Origin of the sequence: Serratia sp. CY33525 (assembly GCF_052169115.1) — a bacterium.
Taxonomy (GTDB): domain Bacteria; phylum Pseudomonadota; class Gammaproteobacteria; order Enterobacterales; family Enterobacteriaceae; genus Serratia; species Serratia sarumanii.
On sequence record NZ_JBJNLK010000001.1, the window covers coordinates 452,079 to 465,425 of the forward strand.

Sequence of the window (13,347 nt, forward strand, 5' to 3'; positions counted from 1 at the left end):
ATAAGGAACCGAGATCATGAGCCACGTTGAATGGCCGCTGTATGAAGTGTTTATCCGCAGCAAACAAGGGCTGGCGCATCGCCACGTCGGCAGCCTGCACGCCGCCGACGACCAAATGGCGCTGGAAAACGCCCGCGACGCCTACACGCGCCGCAACGAAGGCTGCTCGATCTGGGTGGTGCAATCGCGCCATCTGATCGCCTCGCAGCCGGAAGATCGCGGCGCGTTCTTCGATCCGTCCGAAGACAAGATCTACCGTCATCCGACGTTTTACACCATTCCCGACGGCATCAAGAACATGTAGAGGCGACCATGACGGTTAACGATCCGCGCATCAGATATTTACTCCGCCAGGGCGACACGCCACTGATCCTCGCCCAGCGCCTGTGCGCCTGGTGCGGCCACGCGCCCGAGTTGGAAATCGATCTGGCGCTGGCCAACATCGGGCTCGATCTGCTCGGCCAGGCGCGCAACTTCCTGGGCTACGCCGCCGAACTGGCCGGCCCGCCCTGCAGCGAAGACAGCTTGGCCTTCGGGCGCGACGAGCGCCAGTTTCATAACCTGCTGTTGGCGGAGCAGCCGAACGGCGGTTTCAACGACACGCTGGTGCGTCAGTTCCTGCTCGATGCCTACCACGTACAGCTGCACCAGGCGCTGAGCCGCAGCCGCGACGCGCAGATCGCCGCCATCGCCGCCAAGTCGTTGAAGGAGGCCGATTATCACCTGCGCTTCAGCCACGGCTGGATGATCCGCCTCGGCGACGGCAACGACGTCAGCCACCGCAAGATCCAGCAATCGCTGGATAACCTGTGGCGCTTCACCGCCGAGCTGTTCCACGCCGACGCGCTGGAGCTGGAACTGGCGGAACAAGGCATCGCCGTCGATCCCCGCGAACTGCAGGCCCCCTGGCAAGCGCAGGTGGAAGAGACGCTGCGCCAGGCGACGCTGGCGCTGCCTGCCGAGCAGGCGTTCCGACACGGCGGCAAGCAAGGCCGGCACAGCGAACACCTCGGCCCGCTGCTGGCGGAGATGCAGTTCCTGCAGCGCGCCTATCCAAACGGGCAATGGTAGGAGGCAGCGATGAACGTCACCCGTTTGCAACCCGCCGAAATTCCGCAGATTTGGCACTGCCTGCAGCAGATCAGCGATCCCGAGCTGCCGGTGCTGTCGATCACCGATTTGGGCATGGTGCGCGACGTGGCGCGCGACGGCGCTGGCTGGCGCGTGACCTTCACCCCGACGTACTCCGGCTGCCCGGCCACCGAATTTCTGCTCAACGCCATCGAGCAGCGGCTGGCGGCCGCCGGCTTCAGCCCGGTGCAGGTGGACATTCGCCTCAGCCCGGCCTGGACCACCGACTGGATGAACGCCGACGCCCGCGAGCGGCTGCGGCAATACGGCGTAGCGCCCCCGCAGGGCCACACCTGCGATCGGCCGCACGCCCACGGCCCGGTAGCCTGCCCGCGCTGCGGCAGCACCCACAGCGAGAAGATCAGCGAGTTCGGCTCCACCGCCTGTAAAGCGCTGTACCGCTGCTGCGACTGCCGGGAACCGTTCGATTATTTCAAATGCATATAGGAGCGCTGACACCATGACGGTCTTTCATCGCCTGAACGTTGCCGCCATCGAGCGCGAAACACCGGACGCCGTAGCCATCACCCTGCGGGTGCCCGAAGAGCTGCAAAACCAATACCGCTATACCCCCGGCCAGCACCTGACGCTCAAGGCGTTGGTCAACGGCGAAGAGCTGCGGCGTTGCTACTCCATCTGCAGTTCGCCGCAGGAAGGCCTGCTGCAGATCGGCGTGAAGGCGATTGACCAGGGGCGCTTCTCCGGCTTCGTCAACCGCATGCTGAAAGTCGGCGACGCGCTGGAGGTGATGGTGCCGCAGGGGCGCTTCGGCTACCAGCCGCAGGCAGAGCGCCACGGCAACTACCTGGCGATCGCCGCCGGCTCCGGCATCACGCCGATGCTGTCGATCATCAAGGCGACGCTGCTGCTCGAACCGGGCAGCAGCTTCACCCTGATCTACGGCAACCGCAACAGCCGTTCGATGATGTTCAAAGAGGCGCTGTCGGATCTGAAAAACCGCTACCCGCAGCGTTTTCAGCCGCTGTACCTGTTCAGCCAGGAAAGTCTCGACAGCCCGCTGCTCAGCGGCCGTATCGACCGCGAACGCCTCGCGGCGATCGGCGGCGCGCTGCTGGATTTCCGCGACTATGACCACGCCTTTATCTGCGGGCCGGAATTGATGATGGACGACGCGCAAACCGTGCTGGAACAGGCCGGCGTCCCGGCCAACCACATCCACAGCGAGCGCTTCAACACCAGCGGTTTGGCCGCCCGCCCGCGCCACAGCGGCGATCGCAACGCCACCCGGGTGGCGATCCTGCTCGACGGCCGCCGGTTGGATATCGAGATCGGCGAACAGGACGACAGCATTCTCGACGCCGCGCTGCGCCAGGGCGCCGACCTGCCCTACGCCTGCAAAGGCGGCGTCTGCGCCACCTGCAAATGCCGTCTGAAGGCCGGCCAGGTGGAGATGGGCGTCAACTATAGCCTGGAGCCGGATCAGCTGGCTGCGGGCTACGTATTGAGCTGCCAGTCGTGGCCGAAAGGCGACGGCGTGGTATTGGACTTCGACGTCTAGGAGCCGCGATGGACACCCCCTTTATTTTGCATCAGCAGCAGCACCGCGTGGTCACGCTGACGCTGCATCGCCCGGAGGCGCGCAACGCCCTGAGCACGCCGTGCCTGGAACAGCTGGTTGCCCGCCTGGAGCAGGCCGACGCCGACAGCGGCGTGGGCGCCGTGGTGATCGCCGGTGCGGCGCGCTTCTTCGCCGCCGGCGCCGATCTGCGCGAACTGCAACAGCAGGATCTGCCGGCCGCGCTGGCGGATCGCCGTCCGCAGCTGTGGCAGCGTCTGGCGCAGTTCAGCAAGCCGCTGCTGGCGGCGGTGAACGGTTATGCCCTGGGCGCCGGCTGTGAGCTGGCGCTGGCCTGCGACATCGTCATCGGCGGCGAAAGCGCCCGCTTCGGCCTGCCGGAGATCACCCTCGGCCTGATGCCGGGCGCCGGGGGCACCCAGCGCCTGATCCGCTGCGTCGGCAAGTCGCGCGCCAGCCAGATGGTGCTGACCGGCGAGCCCATCGACGCCCGCACCGCGCTGCAGGCCGGCCTGATCGGCGAAGTGTGCGTCGATGCCCTGACGCTGGAACGCACGCAGCAGATTGCCGAACGCATCAGCCGTCAGGCGCCGCTGGCGCTGCGCGCCGCCAAACAGGCGCTGAAACAGGCCGAGGAAGTCGGCCTCAGCCAGGGGCTGGCGATGGAGCGTCAGCAGTTCGTCACCCTGGCCGCCACCGACGATCGCCGCGAAGGCATCGCCGCCTTTTTCGAAAAACGTACGCCAAACTATCAGGGGCGCTGATTTATGGATAACGCATTGATTCTCAGCCATCTCGACGCCGGCGTGTTGACGCTGACCCTCAACCGGCCGGATCGGCTCAACAGCTTTAACGACGAGATGCATCGCCAGCTGAGCGAAGCGCTGACGCAAGCCGAGCGCGACGACAGCGTGCGCTGCCTGCTGATCGCCGGCGCCGGGCGCGGTTTCTGCGCCGGGCAGGATCTCAACGATCGCAACGTCAGCGCCGATCAACAGGCGCCGGATCTCGGCCTGTCGGTCGAACGTTTCTACAACCCCCTGATCCGTCGCCTGACCGCCCTGCCGAAGCCGGTGGTGTGCGCGGTCAACGGCGTGGCGGCCGGCGCCGGCGCCGCGCTGGCCCTGGCGTGCGATATCGTCATCGCCGCCGACAACGCCAGCTTCATTCAGTCGTTCTGCCGTCTGGGGCTGGTGCCTGACTCCGGCGGCAGCTGGTTCCTGCCGCGGCTGGCCGGCCACGCCCGCGCGATGGGCATGGCCATGCTGGGTGACAAAATCAGCGCCCAACAGGCGCTGGCGTGGGGCATGATCTGGCAGGTAGTGCCGGCGGATGAATTGACTGACCGCACGCAAACGCTGGCGCGCCATCTGGCTACCCAGCCGACCTACGGCCTGGGGCTGATCAAGAAAGCCCTCTACAGCTCGGCCACCAACAGCCTCGATCAGCAGCTCGATCTGGAGCGCGATCTGCAACGCCTGGGCGGCCGCAGCGACGACTATCGCGAAGGCGTCAGCGCGTTCTTTGCCAAACGCACGCCCAACTTCAGCGGGAAATAGCCATGAATGCGCCCCTTCTTAACGGCCAGGTGGCGGTGATCGGCGCCGGCACCATGGGCATCGGCATCGCCCAGGTGGCCGCCGCCGCCGGCCACCCGGTGCGGCTGTTCGATATCGCGCCCGCCGCCGCCCAGCGCGCGATCGACGATCTCGCTCGCCGCCTGCGCCAGCGGGTAGACGGCGGCAAGGCCGACGCCGCGCCCACCGAAGCGCTGCTGGCGCGCCTCGAACGCGCCGACTCGCTCGAGCAGTTGGCCGACTGCACGCTGGTGATTGAAGCGGTGGCGGAAAATTTGGCGATTAAGCAGAGCCTGTTCCGCGATCTGGAGGCGATCTGCTCGCCCACGACGCTGTTCGTAAGCAATACCTCTTCGCTGTCGATCACCGCCATCGCCGGCGCACTGCAATACCCGCAGCGCATGGCCGGGCTGCACTTCTTCAACCCGGCGCCGCTGATGAAGCTGGTGGAGATCGTCAGCGGCCTGGAGACCGGCGCCGAGACCCTCGCCGCGCTGCAGGCCCTGGCGCAGCGCTGGGGTAAGCAAAGCGTCGTATGCCGCTCGACGCCGGGATTTATCGTCAACCGCGTGGCGCGGCCGTTCTATGCCGAAACCCTGCGCGCGCTGGAGGAACGGGTGGCCGACGCCGCCACGCTGGACGCGGTATTGCGCGACGCCGGCGGTTTCGCCATGGGCCCGCTGCAGTTAACCGATCTGATCGGCCAGGACGTCAATTACGCCGTGACCGAATCGGTGTATCAGGCCTTCTATCAGGATCCGCGCTTCACGCCCTCACTGGAGCAGCAGGAACTGGTGGCGGCCGGACGCCTCGGCCGCAAGTCCGGCCGCGGTTTCTACCGCTACGACGCACCGCGATCCGCCGCCGCGATCGCCTTTGCGCCTCCGGCGCAGGCCGCATTGCCGCAACGCGTTACGCTGCACGGCGACTGGTCTTCGCTGGCCGATTTGGCGGAACTGTTGATCGAAAATGCGGGGGCGATCAAACAACCCGGCCAGACCAGCCCGCACGTCACGATCGACGACGTTACACTGATGTTAACCAATGGTAAAACCGCCAGCCAACTGGCCGACGAACGTGGAACGCCCGTGGTGCTGTTCGATCTCTGTGCCGACTATGCGCACGCTTCCGCCATCGCCATCAGCTGCGCGGCGCAAAACGATGCGCAACACAATGCCAAAGCGATTCGCCTGTTGCAGTCCCTCGGCAAGCAGGTCATTCAACTGCCGGATTACCCCGGCCTGCTGACGATGCGCACCCTGGCCATGCTGGCCAACGAAGCGCTCGACGTGGTGAACAAAGGCGTCGCCAGCGCCGAAGATACCGATCTGGCGATGCTGCGCGGCGTCAACTATCCGCGCGGCCCGCTGGCCTGGGGCGCCGCGATCGGCTGGCGCCACATTCTGGCGACGCTGGAAAACCTGCAACGCTATTACGGCGAAGCGCGCTATCGCCCGATGCCGCTGCTGCGCCGCTACGCTTCCCCCGCCTCTTTCCCAGGAGCCGAACGATGAACGCCAATACGCCGCGCGCGCTGGCTCAGCGCTGCGCCGAACAGATGTTCCAGCAAGATACCTGCGCTCAGGCGATGGGAATGCACATCGACGCCGTCGACGCCGGATACGCTCAGGTCAGCATGACCGTCGGCCCGCAGATGCTCAACGGCCACCAGACCTGCCACGGCGGCCAGCTGTTCAGCCTGGCGGACACCGCCTTCGCCTACGCCTGCAACAGCCAGGGGTTGGCGGCGGTGGCCTCCGGCTGCAGCATCGACTTCGTCCGCCCGGCGCTGGCCGGCGACCGCCTCACCGCCAGCGCGGCGGTGCGCCATCAGGGCAAAGCCACCGGGCTGTATGACGTCGAGATCGTTAACCAACTGGGCAAAACCGTCGCCTGGTTCCGCGGCCGCGCGCACCGCCTCGGCCACAGCATTTTAGGAGATCAGGCATGAATCAGGCATTTATCTGCGGCGGCGTGCGCACCCCGATCGGCCGCTATGGCGGCGCGCTGGCCCAGGTGCGCGCCGACGACCTGGCCGCCCTGCCGCTGCGCGTGCTGTTGGAACGCCATCCGCAGGTGGATTGGGCGCAGCTGGACGACGTGATCCTCGGCTGCGCCAACCAGGCCGGGGAAGACAACCGCAACCTGGCGCGCATGGCGCTGCTGCTGGCCGGATTGCCGGTCGGCGTGTCCGGCACCACGGTGAACCGCCTGTGCGGATCGGGCCTGGATGCGCTGGCGATGGCGGCGCGCAGCATCAAAGCCGGTGACGCCGGGCTGCTGCTGGCGGGCGGCGCGGAATCGATGACCCGTGCGCCGCTGGTGATGGGCAAGGCCGACAGCGCCTTCAGCCGCCAGGCGCAGCTGTACGACACCACCCTCGGCTGGCGCTTCGTCAATCCGCGGATGCAGGCCGAGTTCGGCACCGATTCGATGCCGGAGACCGCCGAAAACGTCGCGGCACAGTTCAACATCAGCCGCGCCGATCAGGACGCCTTTGCGCTGCGCAGCCAGCAGCGCGCCGCCCGGGCGCAGGCGCTGGGCCACCTGGCGCAGGAGATAGCCCCCGTCAGCCTCAGCGGCAAAAAAGGCGCGGTGACGCTGTTTAGCCAGGATGAACACCCGCGCCCCGACACTACCCTCGAGCAGCTGCAGGCGCTGAAAACCCCGTTCCGTCAGCCCGGCAGCGTCACCGCCGGCAACGCCTCAGGCCTGAACGACGGTGCGGCGGTGCTGATCGTCGCCTCCGAAGCGATGGCGGCGCGCCAGGGGCTGACGCCGCGCGCGCGCATCGTTGCCACCGCCACCTGCGGCGTAGAGCCGCGGCTGATGGGCATCGGCCCGCTGCCGGCCACCCGCAAGGTGCTGGAAATCGCCGGGCTGAGCCTGGCGCAGATGGACGTTATCGAACTGAACGAAGCGTTCGCCGCCCAGGCGTTGGCGGTGATGCGCCAGCTTGGCCTGCCGGACGATGCCCCGCAGGTCAACCCCAACGGCGGCGCGATCGCTCTGGGGCATCCGCTGGGCATGAGCGGCGCGCGCCTGGCGCTGGCCGCCCTGTTTGAACTGGAACGGCGAGCCGGCCGCTACGCGCTTTGCACCATGTGCATCGGCGTCGGCCAAGGCATCGCCATGATCATTGAGCGTGTCTGACCCCTGAGGCTAACCATGACAATAAATCCACAGCCCCTCGAAACGATCGAATTCGCCTCGCGCGATGAGATTGAAGCGTTGCAGTTGGCGCGTCTGAAGTGGACGCTGCACCACGCCTACGACAATGTGCCGATGTACAAGCGCAAATTCGACCAGGCCGGCGTACACCCCGACGATCTCAAACAGCTGAGCGATCTGGCGCGCTTCCCCTACACCACCAAGCAGGATCTGCGCGACAACTACCCGTTCGACACCTTCGCGGTGCCGATGGAACAGGTGGTGCGCATCCACGCCTCCTCGGGCACCACCGGCCGGCCGACGGTGGTGGGTTACACCCAGCGCGACATCGATAACTGGGCCGATATCGTCGCTCGCTGTCTGCGCGCCGGCGGCGCCACCGCCAAAGACAAGGTGCACGTCGCCTACGGTTACGGCCTGTTCACCGGCGGCCTTGGCGCGCACTACGGTGCGGAGCGGCTCGGCGCGACGGTGATCCCGATGTCCGGCGGCCAGACGGAACGCCAGGCGCAGCTGATCCTCGATTTCAAACCCGACATCATCATGGTGACGCCGTCCTATTGCCTGACGCTGATCGACGAGCTGGAACGCAAGATGGGCGGCGACGCGCGCGGCTGCTCGCTGCGGCTCGGCGTGTTCGGCGCCGAACCCTGGACCGAAGCCCTGCGCCACGAAATCGAAACCCGCATGGGCATCAAGGCGCTGGACATTTACGGCCTGTCGGAAGTGATGGGGCCGGGCGTGGCGATGGAGTGCCTGGAAAGCGGCGGCGGCCCCACCATTTGGGAAGACCACTTCCTGCCGGAGATCATCTGCCCGGAAACCGGCGTCGCCCTGCCGGACGGCGAGCACGGCGAACTGGTGTTCACCACCCTGACCAAAGAGGCGCTGCCGGTGATCCGCTACCGCACCCGCGATCTCACCCGGCTGCTGCCGGGCGACGCACGCCAGATGCGCCGCATGGGCAAAATCACCGGCCGCTCCGACGACATGCTGATCATCCGCGGCGTCAACGTCTTCCCGTCGCAGGTGGAAGAGCAGATCATGCAGTTCGAGCAGCTGTCGCCGCACTATCAGCTGCAGGTCAGCCGCAGCGGGCACCTGGACACGCTGGCGGTGCGCGTCGAACTGAAAGAATCGGCGCTCAGCCTCAGCCACCAGCAACGTTGCGACATCTGCCACCAGCTGCGCCACCACATCAAATCGATCGTGGGCGTCAGCACCGACGTCAGCATCGCCAACTGCGGCGATATTCCGCGTTCGGAAGGCAAAGCGCAGCGCGTGGTCGATCTGCGGCCGCGCTGAGGCGCACGGCGTCACGGATGACTCCGCCCCAAATTAGGCGTAATGTTATGGCTCATCGAAGGCTAACCCATGGAAAAATATGGAACATAAACTGGATGAGTTCATTCGCCATGCCGTCGACGCGCAGCCGATCAGCGGCACCTCGTTGATCATTTCGCTGTACGGCGACGCGCTCAGCCACCGCGGCGGCGAAGTGTGGCTCGGCAGCCTGAGCGCGCTGCTGGAGGCCTTCGGCTTCGGCGATCGCTTCGTGCGCACCTCGGTGTTCCGCCTGCAGAAAGAGGGTTGGCTGGCGGTGGAGAAAATAGGCCGCCGCAGCTTCTACCGCGTGACCGAGCAAGGGATGCGCCAGTTCCGCCACGCCGAATCGAAAATCTATTTGCGTGAGCAGCCCGCCTGGGACGGCAAGTGGGAGCTGTTGCTGCTGGAAAGCGCCGAAAAAAACGCGCGCGCGCGGCTGAAAAAAGAGCTGGGCTGGCTCGGGTTCGGGCAAATCGCCAGCAACCTGATGGCCGCCCCCACCCATGCGCAAACCGACGTGACGGCGCTGCTCGGCGAGCTGAACGCCAGTGAGCAGGTGATTTACTTCCGCGCCGATTATCCCTACAACCGCTCCGAGCAAACCCTGCAGAAATTGGTGGCCGACTGCTGGTCGCTGAGCGAGGTGGCGGCCGGCTATCACGAGTTTATCGTCTCCTTCCGGCCGCTGATGGCGCTGCTGCGCGAAGTCGATCCGGCGGCGCTGACGCCGCTGCGCTGTTTTCAGATTAAGCTATTATTGATTCACTTCTTCCGTCGCGTGGTGTTGAAAGATCCGCTGCTGCCGGACGCGCTGTTGCCCGCGCAGTGGGAGGGCCAGATCGCCCGCAATCTGTGCATCAATCTCTATCAGCAGGTCGATCGCGCCGCGACGGAGTACGTCAGCGCGCTGGCGGAAACCACCATCGGCGCCCTGCCCGCGCCGGCCGCCGGCTACTATCGGCGCTTCGGCGGCCTGCCGCGCGACCCTACATATTAAGGAACTCACGCTATGCCTGTGTATCAGATTGACGGCCTGACGCCGGTCGTTGACCCCAGCAGTTACGTGCACCCGACGGCGGTGCTGATCGGCGACGTGATCGTCGGCAAACACGTGTACATCGGCCCGAACGCCAGCCTGCGCGGCGATTTTGGCCGCCTGGTGATCTGCGACGGCGCCAACATTCAGGACAACTGCGTGATGCACGGCTTCCCGCAGCAGGACACGGTGGTGGAAGAAGACGGCCATATCGGGCATGGCGCCATCCTGCACGGCTGCCGCATTCGCCGCAATGCGATGGTGGGCATGAATGCGGTGGTGATGGACGGCGCGGAGATCGGCGAGAACACCATCGTCGGCGCGATGGCGTTCGTCAAAGCCGCGGCGATTCTCGAAGCCAACAAGCTGGTGGTCGGCAGCCCGGCGCGCGTGTTGCGCGATCTGACCGAGCAAGAACTGGCCTGGAAGATCGCCGGCACCCGCGAATATCAGGATCTGGTTCAGCGCTGCAAATCCTCGCTGCGCGAAGTGGCGCCGCTGACCGAAATCGAACCGGGCCGCCAGCGCCTGAGCTTCGGCGACCACCTGATCCCGAAAAGCCAGCTGTAATCCCCGGGGCTGAGGCGCGCCTCAGCCCCTCTCCCGCATTACTCCACCTCCGGCGCCTTGAACGGCGACGGCGCCGCCGCGCGGCGGCTTTGGAAGCGGTAGGCCGCCACCAGCAGCAAGGTGAACGGAATACCGAACCACAGCGTCATGCGGAAGAATTCGGTAAACGCGGTCGAGATCATCAGCGCCGCCATCAGCCCGGCGCCCAGCAAGGTGGTATAGGGGAACCCCCACATGCGGAATTTCAGGTGGGTCTGCCGGTGCCGGCGGCGGAAGAACAGGTGGGTGACGAAAATCATCAGCCAGGTAAAGCAGGCGCCATACACCGAAATGGACATCATGGCGGCAAACGAGGTTTCCGGCGCCACCAGGCTCAGCACGATAGACACCACGATGCCGATGCACGACATCGCCAGCGCATTGACCGGAATGCCGCGCCGGCTAACGCGCCCCAATGCCGCCGGCGCCTGCCCGGCGCGCGACAGCGAGAACATCATGCGGGTGGTGATATACAGCTGGCTGTTCATCGCCGACAGCGCCGCCACCAGCACGATAAAGTTGAAAATACCGGCGGCGGCGGGCAGATGGATGACGTTCATCGCCATCAGGAACGGGCTTTCACCGGTGCCGGACTGGCGCCAGGGCACGATGGCCAGCATCAGAGCGATCGACAGCATGTAGAAGATGAACAGCCGCACGAGGGTGCCCTTGAACGCCGCCTTCACCGCAATCACCGGATTTTTCGCCTCGCCGGCGGCCACCGCGATCATTTCAATGCTCAGGTAGCTGAAGATGGACACGATCGTTGCGAACCACATGCCCTTGATGCCAAACGGCATGAAGCCGCCGGCGGTCAGGTTGCGCAGGCCGTAGGCCGGGTTGCCCGAGAACGCCAGCATGCCGAGACCGATCAGAATGAACGCCACGATCGCCGTCACTTTGACGGTGGACAGCGCGTATTCCACCTGGCCGAACGACTTCACTCCGATCACATTGACGACGATCACCGCCGCCGAGAACAGCAGCACCCACGGCCAGGTCGGCGTCGCCGGGAACCAGAACTGCATGTACATGCCGATGGCGGTAACTTCGGTGCCCACCGCCAGCACCACGCAAGACCAGTAGGAATAACGCACCAGAAAACCGAACAGCGGGCCGAGATAGAATTCGGCGTAGTCGCCGAACGAGCCGGGCGTCGGGTGTTCGGAGGTCATTTCCGCCAGGCTGCCCATCAACAGCAGCGCAATAACGCCGCCGATCAGGTAGCTCAGCAATACCGCCGGCCCCGCCATCTGAATGGCGTAGGCACTGCCGAGAAACAGCCCGGTGCCGATGGCGCCGCCGATCGCCAGCATCGACATCTGCCCGGCGGTAAGATGCTTGTTCAACCCGCCCTGACGGCGGGCGATATGCTCAAAATCATTCATCTGTGGCATGGCTGGGTTCCCGGGCGAAGTTAGACGGTACGGGTGACGTCGAGAATGGCGGCGGTCACGTAGTCGATATTGCCGGGGTTTAGCCCCGACAAGTGCATGCGGCCGGGCGAAAATCATTCTGCCGGTCGTAATAGAGGCCAATGCCCAAATCCACTTTTTGCGGATTGGGATCCTGCAAATAGACTCCCATCAGCGATGGAACAGAATCGGCCGCGGAAGGTGCAATCTGTTTAAACATGACGCATCCTTAACTCGTTATTGAATTAATATGAAGACGGACTTAATGAGAAATTAAATCAGGCGATGGCGCTGACGGTAATTTCTATTTTCATTCCCGGCACCACCAATTTATCGACAATAACCGTGGAGCGATTGGGATAAGGATAATTAAAGTATTTCCGGTAAATATCATCGAGCAATTTAACGTCGTTAACGTCGGTGAGATAAACCATTACCTGCAGCACCTTATCGCTGTGGCTGCCCGCCGCCTTCAGCGTCTGGGCCAGGTTGTCGAAGGTTAGCGCAATCTGTTGCTCAGGCGCGCCGGTCTCGATGCTGCCGTCCGCCCGCACCGGGCCGTGGGCGGTAAACAGCATGCCGCCGCCCCGGGTAGCCCAGGAAAAAGGCTGGCCGATCTCCGGCAGCCCGGTTTCTACGATCTCGCGCATGTCAGTGGTTCCCGTGGTGGTCAAGTTGGCGAAGCAGCGCGCCGTCGGCGGCGAACAACGCATCCAGAATGGTGAAATGATTGGCGCCGGGCACCGCGACCAGATCGGCCGGCAGCCCGCCTTGGCGCAGCGCCGCGTGATAGTGCTGCGACTGGCCGATCAGTTCCGGCAGCTCATCAGCGCCGTAATACAACGTGAGCGGCTTACTGCGCGCCGGCAGCCGGCGCGCCGGGCTGAGCGTTTCAATCTGCCGCGCGGTCAGCTGCAGCGCCCGGTTGACATAGCTCTCTTGCAGCGGCGCCAGTTCGAACAGGCCGCTGACGGGAAAGACCGCATCCACCAACGCATGCCGCTGCCAAAACGCCGCCAGATGCCCGCCGGCGGAATGGCCGCACAAATGCACCGGATGGGCATAGTGCGGCGGCAGACGGCGCTGAATAGCATCAAGCGCCGCCCCCACCTGGCGACAAATGGCGTCAAGATTAACCGCCGGCGCCAGCGCATATTCCACCAGCACCACGTCAAAACCCAACGCCAACGGCCCGGCGGCGATAAAGGCGAAATCCGCCTTATCGCAGCATTGCCAATAGCCGCCGTGAATAAAAACTAACGTGCCCTGGTGCTGCTTTGCAGAATAAAGCCAATCAATCGTCTCGCGTTCGCTTTCGCCATACGCAATATTCTTTTCATGCTTCGCCTGATGATAAATAGCCGCGCTGCGAGTTTGAAATGAAGTCAAAATAGCGTCTTCATTATCCACCGTGGCGCCGTTGTCATAGCTCCCCGCAAGTTGTTTCATATATTAAACTTCGTTTATTATTTAAGATATGAATTAACTATTAGCACCGGCAACATTATTGTCAAGATGGGCGCATCAGCAATGCGCGCCCGGTAA

The 13,347-nt window shown here is 64.6% G+C and carries 16 protein-coding genes; 12 read left to right on the forward strand and 4 right to left on the reverse strand.

What is annotated here, in order from left to right; genetic code table 11:
* The first annotated feature begins 16 nt into the window (after positions 1 to 16).
* From paaB to paaY, 12 genes are all read left to right on the forward strand, one after another.
* On the forward strand, positions 17 to 304 hold the full coding sequence (gene paaB / locus ACJ8IM_RS02190; RefSeq protein ID WP_004935173.1) for a 1,2-phenylacetyl-CoA epoxidase subunit PaaB: 288 nt from the start codon (positions 17 to 19) through the stop codon (positions 302 to 304).
* Between the two features lie 8 nt (positions 305 to 312).
* Positions 313 to 1,071, forward strand: a complete 759-nt coding sequence (gene paaC / locus ACJ8IM_RS02195; RefSeq protein ID WP_033653578.1) for a 1,2-phenylacetyl-CoA epoxidase subunit PaaC — start codon at positions 313 to 315, stop codon at positions 1,069 to 1,071.
* 9 nt (positions 1,072 to 1,080) lie between these two features.
* A complete protein-coding gene (paaD, locus tag ACJ8IM_RS02200; RefSeq protein WP_033653577.1) occupies positions 1,081 to 1,578 on the forward strand; it encodes a 1,2-phenylacetyl-CoA epoxidase subunit PaaD in 498 nt (165 codons plus the stop codon).
* Positions 1,579 to 1,591: 13 nt separating this feature from the next.
* A complete protein-coding gene (gene paaE, locus ACJ8IM_RS02205) occupies positions 1,592 to 2,650 on the forward strand; it encodes a 1,2-phenylacetyl-CoA epoxidase subunit PaaE (protein WP_033653576.1) in 1,059 nt (352 codons plus the stop codon).
* Positions 2,651 to 2,658: 8 nt separating this feature from the next.
* Entirely contained in the window at positions 2,659 to 3,432 is a 774-nt protein-coding gene (gene paaF / locus ACJ8IM_RS02210) for a 2,3-dehydroadipyl-CoA hydratase PaaF (protein ID WP_033653575.1), read from the forward strand.
* 3 nt (positions 3,433 to 3,435) lie between these two features.
* On the forward strand, positions 3,436 to 4,227 hold the full coding sequence (paaG, locus tag ACJ8IM_RS02215) for a 2-(1,2-epoxy-1,2-dihydrophenyl)acetyl-CoA isomerase PaaG (protein ID WP_033653574.1): 792 nt from the start codon (positions 3,436 to 3,438) through the stop codon (positions 4,225 to 4,227).
* A 2-nt stretch (positions 4,228 to 4,229) separates the two neighbouring features.
* Positions 4,230 to 5,759, forward strand: coding sequence for a 3-hydroxyacyl-CoA dehydrogenase (locus ACJ8IM_RS02220; RefSeq protein ID WP_033653573.1), 1,530 nt, complete (start codon positions 4,230 to 4,232; stop codon positions 5,757 to 5,759).
* The gene (gene paaI, locus ACJ8IM_RS02225) at positions 5,756 to 6,196 is read left to right on the forward strand and encodes a hydroxyphenylacetyl-CoA thioesterase PaaI (RefSeq protein WP_016927190.1); all 441 of its coding nucleotides are present in this window, start codon (positions 5,756 to 5,758) and stop codon (positions 6,194 to 6,196) included. The genes ACJ8IM_RS02220 and paaI overlap by 4 nt, the downstream gene beginning before the upstream one ends.
* Entirely contained in the window at positions 6,193 to 7,398 is a 1,206-nt protein-coding gene (gene pcaF / locus ACJ8IM_RS02230; RefSeq protein ID WP_101455506.1) for a 3-oxoadipyl-CoA thiolase, read from the forward strand. The genes paaI and pcaF overlap by 4 nt, the downstream gene beginning before the upstream one ends.
* Positions 7,399 to 7,413: 15 nt before the next feature.
* Positions 7,414 to 8,721 (forward strand): phenylacetate--CoA ligase PaaK, encoded by a 1,308-nt coding sequence (gene paaK / locus ACJ8IM_RS02235; protein ID WP_033635108.1) that lies wholly within the window; start codon positions 7,414 to 7,416, stop codon positions 8,719 to 8,721.
* Positions 8,722 to 8,800: 79 nt separating this feature from the next.
* The gene (paaX, locus tag ACJ8IM_RS02240; protein ID WP_033647864.1) at positions 8,801 to 9,739 is read left to right on the forward strand and encodes a phenylacetic acid degradation operon negative regulatory protein PaaX; all 939 of its coding nucleotides are present in this window, start codon (positions 8,801 to 8,803) and stop codon (positions 9,737 to 9,739) included.
* Between the two features lie 12 nt (positions 9,740 to 9,751).
* The gene (gene paaY / locus ACJ8IM_RS02245) at positions 9,752 to 10,348 is read left to right on the forward strand and encodes a phenylacetic acid degradation protein PaaY (RefSeq protein ID WP_033653572.1); all 597 of its coding nucleotides are present in this window, start codon (positions 9,752 to 9,754) and stop codon (positions 10,346 to 10,348) included.
* Between the two features lie 38 nt (positions 10,349 to 10,386).
* Here paaY and ACJ8IM_RS02250 read toward each other — a convergent pair whose 3' ends face one another.
* From ACJ8IM_RS02250 to ACJ8IM_RS02265, 4 genes are all read right to left on the reverse strand, one after another.
* The gene (locus ACJ8IM_RS02250) at positions 10,387 to 11,784 is read right to left on the reverse strand and encodes an amino acid permease (RefSeq protein ID WP_033653571.1); all 1,398 of its coding nucleotides are present in this window, start codon (positions 11,782 to 11,784) and stop codon (positions 10,387 to 10,389) included.
* 79 nt (positions 11,785 to 11,863) lie between these two features.
* Entirely contained in the window at positions 11,864 to 12,022 is a 159-nt protein-coding gene (locus ACJ8IM_RS02255) for a hypothetical protein (RefSeq protein WP_229601696.1), read from the reverse strand.
* A gap of 58 nt (positions 12,023 to 12,080) precedes the next feature.
* A complete protein-coding gene (locus tag ACJ8IM_RS02260) occupies positions 12,081 to 12,452 on the reverse strand; it encodes a RidA family protein (protein WP_033653570.1) in 372 nt (123 codons plus the stop codon).
* A 1-nt stretch (position 12,453) separates the two neighbouring features.
* Complete coding sequence (locus ACJ8IM_RS02265; protein WP_033653569.1) at positions 12,454 to 13,251, reverse strand: alpha/beta hydrolase; 798 nt, start codon at positions 13,249 to 13,251, stop codon at positions 12,454 to 12,456.
* Positions 13,252 to 13,347: the final 96 nt, after the last annotated feature.